This window comes from Leptolyngbya sp. PL-A3 (assembly GCF_039962325.1).
Classification (GTDB): domain Bacteria; phylum Cyanobacteriota; class Cyanobacteriia; order Elainellales; family Elainellaceae; genus Vacuolonema.
Window position 1 is genome coordinate 90,748 of the sequence record NZ_JAMPLB010000020.1, and the last position, 18,460, is coordinate 109,207.

Consider the following 18,460-nt stretch of genomic DNA (forward strand, 5'->3'; position numbering starts at 1 on the left):
TTCATCCAACTTGCTTCGGGTGACGGTTGAGCCTCCGGGAAGTTCCTCAGAAAACCGACCCATCAAACTCGTCTTATAGGAAAGATTGAACTTAGTTGGACTCCAGAGTTTAAATAAGCTGACTTTTTGAGAAGGTGCTTGTAATCAAATGAAGTTGAGTTCGAAACCCAGAAGGGTTCTGGTGCCTGATGTATCCAAAAGACGAATTCAAATCTTTATCAGGATATACGCTCAGTCTGGTTGCGGGAAAAAGCTTGGTACAGTTATCGCTGAGGAATCCCATAGAAATCCCAACTGAGCTCCTGTTATTACCCACGTTTTAGAAGGTTTTACCAGGATCTACTTCTCCCCTGCAACCTTCCATAACCTCTATAACTGTTGGTTTTGCCCAGCTTTTTAGCCCAAAAAACTGTCCCAAGACTTTGTATTTCTGTAGGGCCGATTATCCCTAGCAATTTAGCGGTGTGTCAGTTCATTATGAAACTCATAATTCCAAAAGATAGACTCACTATGATGCAGTTAAGTCTCTTAATGAGATCCAAGAATTATGATGTGACATTGAGGTCGGCCAAATCGCTGAAATGCACAGATTAAGGGTGTAATTGTTCTTCTATCACATGGATAAGGTGTGGGAGAGAGGGCACCTTGTGCCCTCTCTCCCACACCTTAAATTTTTTGTCTTGAAAATAGACTCATGAGTATTATTTTTGGTCTTTTGGCAAGATGCATGAGACTTACGTAAATTGAACATCCTTAGAATCTATCTTTAATCTCCAGGGTAGACCCAGGTTCCTATCATGAGTCTCATTTGATATTTGCAAACGTATTTATAATCTGTCTTACAACAAGATTTTGCGTATTATTTTGAGTCTAGTATATAGAATTTTAAGTCTTATAATTGGACAAACTTCATAATGAGGTTATGAACGGAATTGTCTTTTTTTGAGACACATATTTCTATTTTGAGTCTAGTGATAGGCTCCTTTGTCTATTTTTAAGACTCAAATTGTGTTGCCAGAATAAGCTGCGTTTAGGCCAGAGAATTTTTTCAGAAGACAAATAGGTTGCCTAAGATAGGGGTAGGGAAGCGTCTGGAGTGCCCAAATCCCGGGTTTTTCAGTGATGACGTTGCTTCTTCGTGAGGAAAGTTTATGAAAATTGCCAATGTTGTTTTGGGGTTGAGTTCTGTGGTTCTGATGCTGGCTGGGGTGGTGGCATATCCAGCTTCGGCCACTGATCGTGAACGATTGAGATATGGAAACGGGTCTTCAAATTTGTTGGCTCAGGATGATTTTCCTCAAGAGCTTTATCAACAAGATACTGAAGCCTATGAGGCATATGCCAATGGTGATTTGAAGCGAGCGGAAACGCTGTTGCGAGGGCTAATCGAGCAAGAACCTCGATTTATGCCAGCCTATGAGCATTTGAGTATTGTTTTAGCGAGCCAGGGGTTGGTTGATGAATCCATTGCGCTTCTGCGGCAGGCGATCGCCATCGACTCCAAGTATTTACCGGCCTACGCTAATCTTGTGTTTTTGCTTACAGAAACCGGACAGTTAGCAGAAGCAATCACAATGCAGCGCGAAGTTGTAGCTCAGCTTCCAGATAATGGGACGGCTCATGCTATTTTGGGAGATTTGCTGCGGGTGCAAGGGGAGACTTCGGAGGCTCTGGAAATTTTGCGGCGAGCTGTATCCCTAGAACCTACAAATTCAGAACACCATCGTATTCTTGCCAATACATTTGATGATCGAGGGGAATTTGCAGCGGCAGAAGAAACCTATCGACAGGCGATCGCCCTTAGCCCTGATGATGCAGTCCTCCGGTTTGATTTAGGGTTATCGTTGGAGCGTCAGGGTCGTTTAGAGGAAGCTCAACAAGAGTATCAAATAGCCACTGAACTTGACCCTTCATTTACAGAAGCCCAAAGTGCTTTGGAAGAGGTTGAATTGTTACTACAAACTCAACCAAACTAACGCCACAGTATTAAAACAAAAATCCCGCAGAGGCAAGCTCGCGGGACTGATGGTAGCCAAGAGAAATTTCGTTTTTATCTTTCGTTTTTATCTGCTGTTTATATGATTTGTATCTTTTCACTTTGTCTCTAGAAGTAACACCGCGAGATTACTGCAAGTGCTCCAAGCGGAGCTATAGATGATCCGTAGAGGTGCGTAGAAAAGGTTACAAATTGGCAACCGGGGGTAGATATCAGGAGAGGCAGGCTGCAACTCAGCAGTTGCTTTGCACTACCAAGGGCTCACGGATGGGCTAAAAACGAGCCTCAAAATTTAGTCCAATTTTAGTCCAGGCCAAAAGACAATGCTATGAAACCCTTACACAATAGAGAATCCATCCCCATGAATAGTTGCGTATACCGCAACTATTCATGGGGCCGTAAGTCCTCCAGTTTAGAGGTCTAGCCCTGGCTAGAAGGACATGGATTTTTCTTCTGGGGGCAACCGATCTCTGCTCTAGGAAGAGCTCCTAAGGGCAATCGTCATAATTTTTTTTCAGATTAGAACCCTTTAAAGAGTCATCTTTTAGAGAGCCATCACGGCCGATTGAAGGTGTTTATTCTTTAACTGCACCAGGTTCAATCTCTTATTTGGAAGAATGTTCTTAATGGCGTTTCTTGCAACAGATGTTCAGCTTAGATACTGTTTTGATAAATTGTGTTTGTGACCGGGCTCTACTTTTTGAGGGATGCTATAAATCGCGATCGCTGCAAAACTATTTACATCCCAAAAATAGTCAAGAGATTTATTGCCGCAGCTCAAACTGCGGCTTTTTTTTGGAATTTTTTGCGATCGCGATAAGGCTTTACTCCAGGAGGATGTTTTAGGGGGTGCTTACTGAGACACTATCTTTCATTCAAGTCAGCTAGCGTGTCCGCCGTATGTCTACCGGCGGTTTTCTAAACTTATATCTTGTACCTCTTTAAAGCCCAAACCGAGAGCCGTTGTTTTCGTCGCCAAGCGACGAAAACAACGGCTCTCGGTTTGAGTAAACTTAGCCCTATATAAGAGGGGGGGGGCGAAAAGTACCCTTTTCCTATTTAGGGTCAAGTGTATCTACTTCAAAAAGCTGCTTGAGGCTTGGTTACAGGAGTTGATCCTTCCTACCTAGCAACGAGAAATTAGCTTCTGCAAACGGTTTCTATGACGAGCTCATTATCTCTAAATAACTGAGCACGGCCTCTAGCGTCTTATACCCAATGCGACAACCGCTATTTAAGTTGATGAGGGTATAAATTTGGCCATCCTCAAGAGTACCGACAACTAGCCGATATCCAAGCTTTGTAGCCGTAACAAAAGCAAGAGCGGTTGAAGCATCCATTTATAAGACCTTAAAAGTAAAAATATTCAAGGCTCTACTCTATGATCTTAAGCTCATACATAGATTTATATCTTTGTATTTTCTTATACCGATTACAAAAATCTCGTATTTGTTCCCAAGACACTAGAGCGTGCTTCGAAGCTGGCAAAAGGGGCATTTCGTCTGTTTAGCGCACAGAAAATTGGCCTTTAAACAGGCCCCTGTACCAAGTAGCAGAGATCATTCATGTCTGACGGTGAGACACGGGACAACTCCACCATCAAATATAGGCAAACTCTTCCTTTATCTTAAATCTCAAGATGAGATTTAAATTTATTACATTTAGACTCATTTCAATACCAATTAGACTCAAGTGAGGATATTCTAATATACCTAACCTGAGTTCGGGTTAAGTGTGTTTTCGAGTGCCGCGCAACGCGCGGCACTCGAAAACACTCATTTTGGCGTGCGCTTTGCGCACGCCAAAATGAGCACTTCAGCTTATCCCGAACTGAGGTTACCTATTTGTAAGCAGGAGGGCATGGAAGCCTCATCCCCATGCCCTCTGTACACAATACGATCGCGCTCCCTTAAGCGTTGATTGCAGTAGGTATAGCTATAGCTGGTAGATTGCTATGAATAGTGCGAGCAATCAACCGAAGTAGTGACTCGTGTAGCTGAAAATTGGATGGGTCAAGGTAGTGATTAACCTCCCATAACGCCTCAGTCTCCAACAAAGTAAACTTTAAGGAGTTGGCCTCTAAGATTGCAACGTGTTGGGGGTCAATGCAGAGCCGTTGAGCGATCGCCCGCAAGTACAAATTCTCGCGCTCATTTAAATGTCCATCTGCTGCTGCCATGCGGTAGCCTAAGCCGAGTAGTAACAGACGCTGAGGCAAATCTAACGCTTCTGCCAGAACAAGGAATAACCGGGGATTCAAGTAAATCTGATGGCGCTTGATTCCTAAAATTAATCGGGGCAGCAGCCGATGGCAAGCTGTATCGGTGTCAGCACACACTCCCATAAGCTGGTGTAGGTGAACCATTTCTTCTGGGTCAATGACACCATCCATCATCATGACTCCCGACATAAGAGTCACACTAGCCGCAACAAAAATCATATTCAGAGTCGAGTCCTCTTCAGATAAGGGTTGCTCGGTTAGATGAGAGAGTAATATTTGCGGAGTTACATTGAGTGGCAAGGAATCCATCAAACTGGGTGTCATAGAGCGTTGGTTGTGGAGTGATACCGTTTTTAGTGCCTGCACCCCAACTCAGTACAACATCTACCAAAGCGGTGAAAGCTTGAAAAACTATCGACGAGTCTGTCGCTGAAGGTAATTCTTCGTCAACGTGAGAATCCGCAAGTTTATTGATACTTTAAGCTTCTAGTAGGCTGCGGCCTAAGTTCGCAACCTATGTTTTGTGTGGGGTGCGAAGCACCCCACACAAAACATAGGTGATGGATTTCTGCCTCAGCGTACTAGTATGCTGAGGTCGCCATCTAATTCTTGTGTGGGGTGCTTTGCACCCCACACAAGAATTAGATGGCGACCTCAGGTCGAAGCCTTCTAGCATAATGAGGCATCGCCTATAAAGTTCAGGTGGGAACGCAACCATTGAGCATCCCTTTTGCGATCGCATTTCACTTCAAGGACACGAATCCCCTGGAGCGGTAAAGTTCTTAAGCAAGTCTTTAAATGGGCCCAGGAGTGAATTTTTTCATACTGAACTTTGTATACATTCGCCAATTGTTCAAAATCAATTTCCTGAGGAGTTGCAAAATACTCTTCAAACGGAGGATTGAAATGAGAAATGGGGAGTGTTTCAAAAATCCCGCCCCCATGATTATTAATCAGCACAATCGTTAAATGTCCGTTTAACTTCTGGCCCAATAGAAATCCATTGGTGTCATGCAACAATGCCAAATCTCCGGTCAGCAGAACACCAGGGCGATCGCCCTGCACCATCCCCAAGGCAGTCGATAACGTACCATCGATGCCATTGGCTCCCCGGTTGAAATAGGGTTGGATACAAGAACGGCCCGGTTGCCAAAACCATTCCACATAACGCACCGACATACTATTCGCGATAAATAGTGGAGTTTTTTCTGGCAATGATTGCGACAACAGCCAGGCCACTTTTCCTTCAAGCCAGTCATCCATTCCTTCCAACGTTGTATCTAATCGCTGCCGCATCTGGAGTTCCATTTCATTCCAACGCTGCAAATAAGCACTGGGCGGTGAAGGCTCCTGCTGCAACTGTGCCGCGATCTGTTCCACGGACTGTCGTAAGTGACGGGTTCGTAAGTGCAATGGATCTAAATTGCGATCGCTCGCATCCAGCATCCACTGAAACGGCTGCACCGTTTGCAACCATCCCCGCAACACCTTACTCGTAGGGGTTTCCCCCACCCGAATCACGACTTCTGGGGCAAGCGCTTCCGCCTCCTGAGAATTTCGCAAAATCAAATCATAGGTTGAAATAAGATAAGGATTCAGATCCGCATAATTTCGCAGCGGCGATAACCCCTCCGCCAGCACAGGAAACCCGAGGGTTTTAGAAAGGTGGGCGATCGCCTCCCCATAATGCTGAGGTGACAGTGGTTGAGCAGGCCCCGCCACAATAATTCCCCGTTCCGTTGTCGGAAGTTTTAAAGGAGCAACTGGAGCGGGAAAGACGGATGGTGTTAAAGGCTCCAATCCAGCAAAAAATTCCTCAGCGTTAAAGTGTTCGGCCAACTGCTGAGCCTCGACTTGCGGCAATGGAGCCAGCGGATCTCGGAAGGGACAATTTAGATGAACAGCGCCAGGCACCGGATACTGCGTTTGCTCCCACGCCTGCTGAATGGTTTGTCGCAGATAGGCCAGCATACTTAGCTCTACTGAGGGAACGGCCAGATCATAAAAGCGATTGGGGTAGTGTCCAAACAATTTCTGTTGATCAATGGTTTGTCCTGCATTGCAATCCCTTAATTCGGGTGGGCGATCGCCCGTTAGAACCAGCAGTGGCACTCGTCCCTCCCGCGCCTCAATAACCGCTGGGTAAAAGTTAGCCCCTGCTGTGCCAGACGAGCAGATCAGAACGACAGGCTTGCCAGTCCGACGGGCTCTTCCCAGGGCAAAAAAAGCGGCCGATCGCTCATCCAATACAGGAATGGAGTGGATGGCAGGATGTTGGGCAAAGGCGATCGCTAACGGCGCTGAGCGTGATCCTGGGCAAATGACCGCCATCTCTAACCCAAGGTGATGGAGGGTTTCTGCCACCACCGAGGCCCAAACCATATTCACATTCCGAAAATCCATAAAATGTCCAACAGCCTATCATCACTTGGCAACCCACTTTCCCCTGCCGCCAGGCAAGAAACACCAGCATTGCCGCTATATCAGTCTATCTGTTGGGTGTGGTGGAAGGGGCAATATGAGTCTGTCCAAAGGTCAATGCTTTCGAAATTTTCAGTCTTTACGATTACGCATGAGGCTGTTTTCATTCGTTGAGTATTGATTCTGTGGCTACCCCATCAACATTGCAAAATTTTGAGCATATTTTTCAGCATCAGTCGGATGCAGCCAGCATTCTTTCGGCGGTACTGCCAGAGTTAGGAAAACAGTTAGCGTGCGATCGCGTTTTCCTCTATCTTCGCCATCCTCAGGAAAGCCGAGGATGCTCCCCTTTTTGTTGGCGACGCCATGAAGAAATTCCCCTGGTGCAGGATCCGGAGTGGAAAGCTGAGCCTGCCGAATTGCCAGGAGAAGATCCAATGTTTGCAGCCGCTCTTCAAGCTCGTCCCTCCATTTTTGTAGAGGATGTTGAAGCGGCTGATGCAACGGTTTTAAACCGTCAATTTGAACAGGAAAACTTTGGTCATCGAGCGTTAATTCACGCGCACCTGTGTGATCAAAATCAATTGTGGGGAGTTCTTCAACCCAGTGTTTTCGGACATCCCCGCAAGTGGTCTGAAGCGGATCACGAAATTATCAATTATTTGATCCCTCGCCTTACACCGCTCGTTATTCAATACGTTACTGAGACGATTACCCCATGATTGTCAATCTTCAAGAAAACGGCTGGGAAATTATTTACCATCAAGCCCACGCTTTACTCGCTGCACAACTGGCCGGAAACTGGAATCGTCAAAAAACACCCCAGCGCATCTACGAAACCGTCGCCGCTATTTCCCATCACGATGACCTGGAAAAGGAATGGGAAGGCAATCACTTAACCCCAGCAGGCGCTCCCTTAGACTTTACCCTGCAACATGAAACGTCCGTCGAAAAACTGCGACACCATGTTGAGGATTCTCTCTATCGGGGACGGTGGGTTGCTCTCCTCATTTCAATGCACCTCTGCTTCCTGACCCAAGGTATGCGCGATGAGGATCCTGAAATTGCGGCTTTTCTAGATGAACAAGAAAAGTGGCAGGCCCAGTGGCGGGAAGAGCTCGGTCTATCTGAAGAAGAAGCTCAGTCGGCTTATCGCTTTATGCGGTGGTGCGATCGCCTTTCCTTGATCCTATGTCAGCAGGAAATTCCTGCCGGGGAACGGGAGTTAGAAATTACCCTCGGTCCCGACAACACTCGCTATTACATTATTCAGCTAGGTGATGAGCTAACCGTAAAACCTTGGCCCTTTAACGAGCCCAAGATTACAGTCAACGTAGAGGCCTGTTGCCTATCTCAAATTAAATTTGATAGCAACGAAGAATTGAAGCATGCCTTAAAAACTGCACCACGTAAGATACTTAACTGGACGTTCAAGGAGATTTGAGGAGATTTGATAGGATAGGGCAAGTGTTTCACACCTGCCCTCCTGGTTATTGCGTGTGAAGGAAAGGGCACTGTGTGCCCTTTCCTTCACACGCAATTCACAAGTTTGCTTAACTTTTTCAAGGGCTGCTATATATAGAGAGGTATCCCTGTCAGGCAAGGCTGAATTGAGGCACTACGATCGCCTCTAGGTCACGAATTTTGCTTCGTGGCTAATAAAAGTAATATGGAACTCTCTTTGCTGCGCCTGCTAAGTCGCTTTGATCCACGTCGTTATTTAGGGATACGTTTAGGGCTTGCAACAACAGGTACAACTCTTTTACTCTCCATCGTTTTAAGCTTGTTGGTGGGTTATGTTAGCAGCCTCCAGCTAGAGAATACTATTCAGCAATCGCTCCATGAACTGGCCTATCAAATGGCTGACAAATTGGATCGGGGTATGTTTGAACGCTATCGCGATATTCAGGTAGCCGCAACCCTCGACCCCATTTACCAGACAGCATCCCCAGCAACACAACGAGAACTACTAGAAACGTTACAAACCACCTATCCCAACTATGCCTGGATTGGGCTGACCGATCTTCAGGGTACTGTGACAGCCAGTACCGGTGGGCTTCTTGAGGGCAAAGATGTAAGCCAGCGACCCTGGTTTCAACAGGCCAAATTGGCTCCCTATGTTGGAGATGTCCATGAAGCTAAGCTCCTGGCTAAGCTCTTACCTAACCCCACCAATGAACCTCTGCGTTTCGTTGATGTCTCCGTTCCCGTAAAAGATCCTCAAGGTCAAGCCGTTGGAATTTTAGGCGCTCACCTGAGTTGGAATTGGGCCAAAGAAGTTCAACAGTCGCTGTTAGCTCCCATTGAGCAACATCGGCAGGTCGAAATTTTTATCCTCGATCACACCAATCAAATTCTGCTGTACCCAACCGGGTTTGAAGGCGATCGCACTACAACCCACATCGGCTCCTTGACAAATGCCACGGATAGCCAAACAAACACGCGCCTATTTCGGCAAAAAGGTTATCTAGAGAGCACCGTTCAGAGCCAGGGCTATGGTGATTATCCGGGGTTGGGCTGGCAGGTTTATGTACGCCAACCCACGCAGATTGCCCTCGCTCCAGCCCGAATGCTGCAGCTGCAAGTATTGGCTGTAGGGATCGGGGTTGGGTTGCTGATGGCATTGTGGTCTGTTCAGCGATCGCACCGAATTGTCGCCCCCATTCTACGCCTGGCCGCTGCTGCCGATGCCATTCAACGCGGCAATCCTGACGTAACAATTCCACGCTTTCGTCGACAAGATGAAATTGCACTTCTGTCTACTTCGCTATCTGACCTGGTAGAAACTTCAAAGCAGCAGCGACAGAGTCTTCTAGAAGCCAACCAGCGGTTACAGGCCGACATCAAACGTCAGGAGGAAGACGCCGCCACCATCCGTGAACAGGCAGCCCTGTTAAACATTGCTACCGATGCCATCATGGTGCTTGACCTCAGCGGAACAATCCAGTTTTGGAACAAGGGAGCTGAGCAAATTTATGGTTGGTCAAGGGCAGAAGTTTGCTATCAAGGTGCCCAAAATTTGCTGCATAGGGCAACCCCAACTTTAGAGCAAGCCAATCGGATGGTTCTGGCTGAGGGTGCATGGCAGGGCGAGCTCAGCAACTTAACAAAATCGGGTCAAGAACGAATTGTACAGAGTCGCTGGACGCTCGTTCGAAACAGCAACGGACAATCCAAAGCTTTTTTGGTTGTTGACACCGACATTACTGAGAAGAAACAACTGGAAAATCAGCTCCTTCGCACCCAGCGTCTAGAAAGCCTGGGTATGTTAGCCAGCGGTATTGCCCACGACCTGAATAATATTCTGTCGCCCATTCTTATCGCGACCCAAATCCTTCCCATCAAGTTTCCGGAGCTGGATCCGTCTACCAGTCGGCTCCTCGATACTTTGGATATCAGCGCACGGCGTGGAGGACGGTTAGTTAAGCAAATTCTCTCCTTCTCCCGAGGGTTAGCAGGAGAGCGATCGCCTGTGCAAGTAAAACACATCCTGAGCGAAATTTGGGGGATTGCGCAAAGTACCTTTCCAAAGTCAATTCGCCTCAACTTAAAATTAACGGGGGCATCTCTGTGGATGATCAATGCTGACGCTAACCAATTGCACCAGGTATTGATGAATCTATGTGTAAATGCTCGCGACGCCATGCCTGAAGGGGGCACATTGACCCTCATCGCAAATAACCAAATCCTGAGTGAACAAGAGGCTCAGGCATATCCAGATGCCCGTGCGGGAAACTACGTCATGATCACCGTAGCAGACACTGGAATGGGCATAGCACCTGACGTGCTCAACCATATTTTTGAGCCCTTCTTCACAACAAAAGAAGTCGGTCAGGGGACAGGCTTAGGTCTATCAACGACTTTGGGTATTATTAGAAGCCACGGAGGGTTTATACAAGTAACCAGCAAAGTTGGCGTTGGTACCCAATTCCATCTTTATTTACCGGCTGATCCCGAACAAGAAGCAACCGCAACGCCCCCAGAAAAACGCATTACTGGACAAGGTCAGCTGATTTTAGTTGTAGATGATGAAGTGCGTATCTTAGAAATGCTGCGTACATCGCTAGAAGCTTACAACTACCGAGTTCTCACCGCCCGAAATGGATTCGAGGCTATTAACAACTACATGGCAAATCAGTCAGAAATTCAATTAGTTCTGACCGACATGATGATGCCTGAGATGAACGGCGAAGACATGGTACGCGTACTGCACATTCTCAACCCAGACCTTAAGATTGTGGTTGTCAGTGGTTCTAAACAATCCATTCGTGAAGATTTAGATGTTGCCAGGTTTCTCCCAAAACCGTACAACCTGGAAGATCTTTTGCAGGTTATCCATCAGACATTACAACACGGCTAATTTCTCTATTTGTCAGCTTCTTATGTCCTAAATAACCTGAGTTCGGGTTAAGGGCGTTTTCGAGTGCCGCGCAACGCGTGGCACTCGAAAACGCTTGTTTTGATGTGCGCTTTGCGCACGTCAAAATAAGCGCTTCAGCTTATCCTGAACTGAAGTTATAGCGCTGTGCACATTAATTAAGTATGGCAATGTGGGGCACGAAGTGCCCCACATTGCCGTTGCTGTACTTAACGCACTTGCACATTGCTATAAATAACCTTTTTGTGAGAGCTACGCTCCGCGCGACTTTCACAAAAATAACCAAGTTTTAAGCGTTTGAGCGCCGTAAATATGTATTGAGTAAATACTTACAAAAAAGCAAGCCTTTGTTATGGGCTTGCCAACTTAGACACGTTATTGTTCTTCCGCAATCGAAATCATCGAGCAGCGCTACTTACTGCTTCAAGTCTTTTGCGATGCTCTTGTTCACATGGGGAATTTCGATTACAGGGCTATCCAAGGCAATCATCAGACCGGCTGAATCAGTCACAGGGGTAGGAGTTTCAGCATACTGCGGAGCAGGAACTCGCAGCATAGGCACCAAGACAGCTCCCAAAAACACCGCCGCTACCGTCGTTAAGCCACCTACCGCAGCCAACCGTCGGGGACGCTGCTCTAAGCGCTGCATCACCTGCTGCACCGTTGCTTCAGGATTGCTCATTGGAGTGGGAGCCGTTGACAAATACTGCATCCCTTGGCGCAGTGACAACAACCGATCATGCAACTTCTGCATTACTGGGTCATTGTCTAGCCATTGCTCTACCTGGCGGCGCTCCGCAGCAGTAACTTCACCATCCAGGTAAGCACTCAGCAGTTCAAAGCGATCGCGCTTAAAATTTTGGGTCACGTCCGTTGGAAGACAATAGGACAGATCGTCGGAGGCTTGGGTTGGCCCACCATACTGTTTATTGTCAAAATCAGCACTCATTATGCGCCTCTAGTTCAGTTCAAAAGAATGGATTCAAGCGAATCGGAACCAGTCATCACACCTCGCCAAGGAGGATTCTTGTTATCGGGTTATCGTTTAGGGTAGGGTCATTGACCAGCAATACGCGACTTACTCAAGAGCCTACACTAAGAATTCCCATCCTATCCAGTCCTGTTACCCCTCAATCGTTATGATGCAGCCTGAGTGCCAGGATGTGTTGGATAGGGGCTATCACTCCGGAATGAAATATGAGCCATCAGAAGGCCTAATCGTTGAGATAGGCTTGTAGCTGAGACTGTAACCGCTGGCGAGCACGAGCGATACGAGACTTCACCGTTCCCAGGGAAACTCCCGTCAGTTCGGCAATTTCTTCGTAGGCCATGCCTTCAATCTCCCGCAACACAATAGTGGTACGAAATGCTTCGGGCAAGTCGGCGATCGCCTCACGGAGCTGGTCGTAAAATTCGCGGGTCACCAGTTCCTCAGACGGGCCAGGGCTGTCAGCAGGAATTTCCCACTCCATTTCCCCATCCGTCAGGCTCCGAGGAGCATCCAGCGACAAGGGAGGAGCAACGCGCTTCCGTTTCCGCAGCTCGTCATAGAACAGGTTGGTAGTAATACGGCTTAACCATCCACGGAACTTAGCGGGCTCCTGTAGCCGCTTGAGGTTGCGGTAGACCCGGATCCATACCTCTTGACCCAGGTCGGCTCGATCCGTCCATTCCGGTGCCAGGTGGTACAGAACCTTATCTACATGGGGTTGGTAGCGGCGAATCAACTCCGCGAAGGCGGCTTTATCTGGGCGAAACCCAGTTTGGCACCGCAGAATTAAGTCGTAGTTTGAGAGCTGCTCAATCGGGACTCTCTTCTGGGAAGCCTTTGCCACAACAGCAGACCAGGGAGCAGACAGAGAATCAGTCATGGGCAGTGCTTTGCATTGAGGGTTGATATTTTCAGATGACGCATCCATAACTCGCAAGTTCCTGTGAAAGCGGAAGAGTGTCGTGCGGTCAGCGAAGAGCCAGAGTCGCGTCTCTTCGTAGGCGAGTAGAGTACCCCTTAAGAAGAAAGCTGCAGCATTGATGCACAGCTAATCACACATTTAGTGATGAACTATAAACTTGAGGCATGGTTACTTTATCCTTTGATATCAAGGAATGCGTCTGAAGAGTGGGACGGTTTTTTAGCTGCACATCAACCGTCCCTAGATAAAAAACAAAATATGGATTCTAGTCAGGCAACTTCTCGTTAAGCCTTAACACACTTAAAAAAAATGCCCTCTGTCTTCAGGCGTATTTAAAGCTGTAGCGATGAAAGGCAGAAAAGAGGCTACACCGCTGTTCCACATTTTTTTCCTAATATTTTGGCGATCGCCGTTCCCCACTTTCGTAAAAATTGATTTACAAATAAATCCAGCGGTGAAGCATTGAATCCCCTGCCGTTCCCAGTTTTCTAGAAAAGAGTAAATTGTCACTTACCTATACAGGGTTGAAATCGTAATACCGGTTTTTTGTTCGATATAGCTTCATAGAAACTTGATGTTTATAAGGGTGGGATAAGGGATAAAGCCCTACATCCCTGATTAACCTCTCAAACAAAAGAGAGGCAGCATGGGACGCTACCTCTCTTCTGATTTCCCTAAAAATTAAGTGGGAGTATAAAAACGTTAGTAGATGCTTAAAGAAACAGGTTAGCCAGCTGCAGTCGGCCATACCCGATCGCCCAAAAAGTTATAGTTCTAATCTCACAAGGCCAAGGAGTCAGCCTCTGCCGCTCCTTGATTGAAGCTTTGATAAATAAAATGGACTGGATAACTGCTTCGACTACCCAAAGCAAAATTCACCCAGGGTAAGCTGACCGTCAAACGCCTGAAATGTAACCCGGCGAATGTTCTGACCCCGAACCCGCAATTCTGCATTAGGTGCAATTTTAGAATCAGAACCCGCTAGATTTGCCCCAGAAATCCTATCCTGAGCTAGAGGTTTACCGTCAGCGTCGTAGGCTGCCATAACCGCGCTGGAAGATGCTGTCACAAAACCCGCCACGTACTCGACCGGACGTTCAAATTGGGCTTCTACCAATCCACTTTTCGGGCTGCCCATCAGTACCGTTTGCCCATTACGAGCCGGAAAGGCAGGATTAGAGGGAATCAGGGCGATCACATTCTTAAAGGTCACCCCATGGTTTTGAAACTGCCGATCAACCACCTCGAAGGGCCGTAATTGATCGAAATTGATACGTATCTGGCCTAGAGTACGAGCGGCGATCGCCTCGGTCGTTCTGGCTTCGCTAGAAGGTGACTCTAGTGAGACATCCAACCCTCGGGCACGAGCCTCAGCAAAATTGACTGGCTGAGAAAATGAAGAATTGGAATGGCGGCGTTCACCCCGCGCTTGATTAAACCCTGTCATAGATCTTTGTCATCTCCACATCTGTTTACAAAAGGGATAGCCAATTGGATCTGCGTCGCTATGGGCTTTGGTAGATGGCTCATTGAGGGCTACTGAGGCATGATACCCAGGGATACAGTCTTCCGTATGTATGCTCCGCACCAAATCTAAAGTTTTTTTAAATCAAGTTGCTTTTTCTGCGTAGTTTCCTGACTCCTATATTGGATTATCGCGAATTTTTTCGAGCTCTCCGGATTCACGCTATCGCTCCCAACCCCTTGAACAAACCGTTAAAATACTGACATTGCAATCGTTCCAGCCTTGGGAGGTGTGAAAGAGCTAGAATTTTTTCACGAAAAATTCATAGAGATAATAGTCTACTTCACGTCCTTTTTATCAATGTCACTCCATACTGAAAGTTTTTTAAACTTTTATGCCTTTTTATAGATGACCATACTCTAAACGCCCTCCCCATAGATGTCCAGATTTTGATCATCAAAATTATCTTGTGAAATCAAAGCTATGTTTTATCCTTCCGGCTTCCGACTCCGCCGATTTACAACAACCCGCGGTACTCTCATAGGCTATGAGCCGGATCAAACGCTTGCTACCGCAGGAGGCAATATAGCAAGCCCTCCACTCCTTTTCCTCCATGGGTTTGGGGGAGGTTCCTCTGCCTACGAGTGGGCTCGTGTCTATCCCGCTCTGGTACCGGAATACTCAGTTCTGGCTCTTGACCTATTAGGTTGGGGGCGATCAGAACACCTGCCCCGACGCTATGAAGCGGAAGATTACTTAACTACCCTCTCAGAAGTGCTGGATCAGAGCGAAACGCCCGTTACCGCGATCGCCTCCTCCCTCACCGCAGCCCTGGTCATTCGCCTGGCGATCGCCGAACCGCACCGCTTCCATTCGCTATTTCTGGTTGCACCCTCAGGGCTATCTGACTTTGGTGAAGATTACCGTCGCAGTCCCTTCGCCCAACTCATCAGTACACCCTTACTCGATCGACTTCTGTATAGCACAGTACTGGCCACTCCCTTTGGCATTCGCTCCTTCCTGGAACAGCGGCAATTTGCCCGTGCTAACCGGATTAGCCCTGAGATCGTCGAGGCATACCTGGCCTCTGCTCAACAGCCCAACGCTGAGTACAGCGCCCTCTCCTTTGTGCGGGGCGATCTCTGCTTTGACCTGGCCGAGTGTATGCCCAAGTTGCGAGTCCCCACCGCCATCATCTGGGGCAGCAATTCCCAATTCACTGACCTGGAACTGGGCCGTCGCCTGGCAACTCTCAACCCTCAGGCTATTCGCTCCTTCGAAGTCGTCGAAGACTGTGGCCTTACCCCACAGCTAGAACTACCTGCCGTAACGATAGGGTTACTGCGTCGATGGCTCCATAAGTTGTAGGGGCGTTGCATGCAACGCCCCTACGCTAGATCGGCTTGCTCCCAACAGAATTGGATTATTTCGACGTGCCACCTTTTGCTGCGGTAGGCCGAATCAACACAATGGGGGTTTGTTCATCGGCGTTCCCGGCCGGGTTTGAGATCAGCGCTCGCTCCAGGAAAGGCAACGATACGTCGGAGGTAGCTGCCAGCACTTTGACGGCTCGCAGGTCGTTCACATCCACGATCGCCGCAGATAAACCGGTTTCACGCTTGATACTGTCCACAACGTCCTGAGGGTTTTCAGGGCCAAGCACAATGAACTGGTCGTAGGGGGGCAGGGTGCCGGTCACATCGTCAATCAGCCGCGCCTGCTCTCCAGCCAATTGATAAAACATACCGGGTTGGCGGAGGAACTTTTTAGCGATCGCCCCCACCCCAAAAGCCCACGCCACCCGCCATGGCCCCACCAAATCGACCAGGGTCTGCATACCGCATGCGGTTGCCAGGCTGGAGGTAGGCAGGAAGTAATAGCAAATGCGACGCGCCAGCCAACCCGGTTTCACTTCGCTGGGGTGGCGGAACCGGCCTTGCATGAGGGCAACAGGGCTTTCGGCGATCGCCACAATATCCCCAGGTTGGGAATGGGGCACCACATAGCGCTGCATCACTTGCTCAGGAGTATCCAGATGGCTCAGCAGGTGAGTGCGAATGGGCAGTAAATCAGCATCCTCCGTGGGCCGCCAGCGATTGGAGTCTTCCACAGCCGGGAATTTGAGAGGCACCACCACGTTGCGGTTTTTGGGAATGCGTCCTTGAGGGCCATAGGTGACATAGCGGAGCCGTAACCATGCCGCCTGGAGCTGGCTCAAGTCGGAGCCTTCAATGTCAAGGGTAACCGTCAACCGGGTACTCTTTCCAACCTTGACGATGTAGCCGAACCAATAGCCATCGGGCCGGGCCGGAGCATCCGCATGGTTGGGAGTAATCGTAATGCGATGAGTCACACCCTCCAGACTCCCCTTCGAGAGGAGCGTAGCTTCGGCCTCGACCTCAGGCACCATAATTTCCAGACGTTTCGTCTGATTGCGCAGCTCCAGATCACCTACCAGACGGTAGTGATTGGGCTCATAAATCTCTACATTCCAGTCCCCAGCGGTCAATTCCAGTGCATTGCCGGGGCGGCGACGGTATTGCCACTCAATAGCAGCCCACCCTACCAACGCCAGGGCTCCCAGTCCAGCAACGATTTTTCCTACGACCACAGTGTCTCCAACCTAAGCATCAAGGGGCATTTGAAAATCCAGAGCCATTCTGGATAGGACAGAACGTGAGCCTGAGTCATAACCCTCTAAAAACTCTACGCCTGCTCCAAGCTTCATAGAAGCAGGGGAAGGGCACGACCGCAACCCAACAGAAGGATCTTAAATCCGGCGATCGCCCTAAATTTACAAACCTTATGACTCTGAGGTAGGATGCTGTCACGGTCAATTTTTAACATTTGTTAAGTCAGTCTTATTCAAATTTGGGAGTTGGCCGTTAGAGCACACCGTGGCATCAAGCTTCAGAGTTCGCTCAGTTTGGCTTTCGTAATGTGAACGTGGCTGTGTTTGGGTGTAACGTTTTGAGTGATCAGAACCCGATAATCTTTGCTGACAGAAGGGATGGAGTGGGTCATGCAGAAATGGCAGATGGTTGAGCGTTCCTGTTTGGTGGGGCATCTCCTCGCCATGGCATTTGGGTTGGCGGGGTTGTTGCTGGTAATGCCCCATCCAGAGTTTTTGCAGCATGTGCCCTTTGGGCCGACAGCGTACGCCTGGAGTATGGCAGGCGGCGGTGTGATCTATATTTTGCTTGGGGCGATTGGCGTTACCCTGTATGCCTTACGGGTTTTAGGCCTGCGAGGTTGGTTGGGCTTTTTGATTCCCTCGGTAGGTATTTCGTTGACCAGTGAATTGCTGGGCACCAGCACAGGTTTTCCCTTTGGTGACTACAGCTACCTCAGCGGTCTGGGCTATAAAATTGCAGGTCTGGTGCCCTTTACCATTCCGCTCTCCTGGTACTACCTCGGTCTGTGTGCTTACTTGCTGGCACGCGCGGGTTTGGAAGCCGATGTTGAAAACAATCCTGGCCGACCCTGGCGGACGTTAGGGGCGATCGCCCTCGGCTCCGTTCTACTCACCTCCTGGGATTTTGTGCTGGATCCTGCTATGAGCCAGACCGCTATGCCCTTCTGGTACTGGCACACCCCCGGTGCATTCTTCGGCATGCCCTATCAAAACTTTGCGGGTTGGTTTGGCACAGGTGTCGTGTTCATGAGTATCGCCAGCCTCACCTGGGGAAATCGTGTACCGACTGTACGCCAGACCGATTTGAATTATCCTCTGGCTATCTACCTGGGAAATATTGCCTTTGCAACAGTTATGAGCCTGGCAGCTGGTTTTTGGGTGCCGGTCTCCCTGGGAATGCTAACGGGTACCATTCCGGCCATCCTCTTCTGGCGTGCCGGACAAAAGCCTGTTCTGCGCCTCTCAACAACTACCGTGGAACTCTCTCAGGAAGCAGCCCAGAAAGCAAAACTATCTGCCTCGGTCGGTGTTGGCACCAAGTAGTCGTAGGGGAAATTGAAGATTGCTCTTGATTGAGCGACAGCAGGCTAAGCCCTTAGTGTTCAATTGTCTGACTGGGTTGAAGAGTTATTCGCTTTTGACCAGTCAGTC

12 protein-coding genes are annotated in these 18,460 nt (G+C 48.5%); 6 read left to right on the plus strand and 6 right to left on the minus strand.

Annotated features, from left to right (window positions below):
* Positions 1-1,151: 1,151 nt before the first annotated feature.
* Entirely contained in the window at positions 1,152-1,976 is an 825-nt protein-coding gene (locus NDI52_RS16690; protein ID WP_190770549.1) for a tetratricopeptide repeat protein, read from the plus strand.
* Between the two features lie 1,929 nt (positions 1,977-3,905).
* On the opposite strand, the gene NDI52_RS16695 is transcribed toward NDI52_RS16690, so the two are convergent.
* Together NDI52_RS16695 and menD are read right to left on the minus strand one after the other, a co-directional pair.
* Positions 3,906-4,541, minus strand: a complete 636-nt coding sequence (locus NDI52_RS16695; RefSeq protein WP_348256469.1) for a TerB family tellurite resistance protein — start codon at positions 4,539-4,541, stop codon at positions 3,906-3,908.
* A 345-nt stretch (positions 4,542-4,886) separates the two neighbouring features.
* Positions 4,887-6,620 (minus strand): 2-succinyl-5-enolpyruvyl-6-hydroxy-3-cyclohexene-1-carboxylic-acid synthase, encoded by a 1,734-nt coding sequence (gene menD / locus NDI52_RS16700; protein WP_190770551.1) that lies wholly within the window; start codon positions 6,618-6,620, stop codon positions 4,887-4,889.
* Positions 6,621-6,823: 203 nt separating this feature from the next.
* Here menD and NDI52_RS16705 point away from each other — a divergent pair, with 203 nt between their 5' ends.
* The 3 genes from NDI52_RS16705 (at position 6,824) to NDI52_RS16715 (ending at position 10,998) form a co-directional block, all read left to right on the plus strand.
* The gene (locus tag NDI52_RS16705; RefSeq protein ID WP_347280185.1) at positions 6,824-7,360 is read left to right on the plus strand and encodes a GAF domain-containing protein; all 537 of its coding nucleotides are present in this window, start codon (positions 6,824-6,826) and stop codon (positions 7,358-7,360) included.
* Positions 7,357-8,082, plus strand: coding sequence for a DUF3891 family protein (locus tag NDI52_RS16710; RefSeq protein WP_190770552.1), 726 nt, complete (start codon positions 7,357-7,359; stop codon positions 8,080-8,082). The genes NDI52_RS16705 and NDI52_RS16710 overlap by 4 nt, the downstream gene beginning before the upstream one ends.
* Positions 8,083-8,307: 225 nt before the next feature.
* A complete protein-coding gene (locus tag NDI52_RS16715; RefSeq protein WP_190770553.1) occupies positions 8,308-10,998 on the plus strand; it encodes an ATP-binding protein in 2,691 nt (896 codons plus the stop codon).
* A 433-nt stretch (positions 10,999-11,431) separates the two neighbouring features.
* On the opposite strand, the gene NDI52_RS16720 is transcribed toward NDI52_RS16715, so the two are convergent.
* The 3 genes from NDI52_RS16720 to NDI52_RS16730 form a co-directional block, all read right to left on the minus strand.
* Complete coding sequence (locus tag NDI52_RS16720) at positions 11,432-11,965, minus strand: zf-HC2 domain-containing protein (protein WP_190770554.1); 534 nt, start codon at positions 11,963-11,965, stop codon at positions 11,432-11,434.
* Positions 11,966-12,230: 265 nt separating this feature from the next.
* Entirely contained in the window at positions 12,231-12,887 is a 657-nt protein-coding gene (locus NDI52_RS16725) for a sigma-70 family RNA polymerase sigma factor (protein ID WP_190770577.1), read from the minus strand.
* Between the two features lie 901 nt (positions 12,888-13,788).
* Entirely contained in the window at positions 13,789-14,376 is a 588-nt protein-coding gene (locus tag NDI52_RS16730; RefSeq protein ID WP_190770555.1) for a hypothetical protein, read from the minus strand.
* Positions 14,377-14,877: 501 nt separating this feature from the next.
* Between NDI52_RS16730 and NDI52_RS16735 the strand changes: the two genes are divergently transcribed.
* The gene (locus NDI52_RS16735; protein WP_190770556.1) at positions 14,878-15,762 is read left to right on the plus strand and encodes an alpha/beta hydrolase; all 885 of its coding nucleotides are present in this window, start codon (positions 14,878-14,880) and stop codon (positions 15,760-15,762) included.
* A gap of 55 nt (positions 15,763-15,817) precedes the next feature.
* Here the strand turns inward: NDI52_RS16735 and NDI52_RS16740 are convergent, their stop codons facing one another.
* Entirely contained in the window at positions 15,818-17,005 is a 1,188-nt protein-coding gene (locus tag NDI52_RS16740) for a F420-0:Gamma-glutamyl ligase (protein WP_190770557.1), read from the minus strand.
* 411 nt (positions 17,006-17,416) lie between these two features.
* On the opposite strand from NDI52_RS16740, the gene cruF reads away from it, so the two are divergent.
* Entirely contained in the window at positions 17,417-18,352 is a 936-nt protein-coding gene (cruF, locus tag NDI52_RS16745; protein ID WP_190770558.1) for a gamma-carotene 1'-hydroxylase CruF, read from the plus strand.
* Positions 18,353-18,460 lie beyond the last annotated feature (108 nt).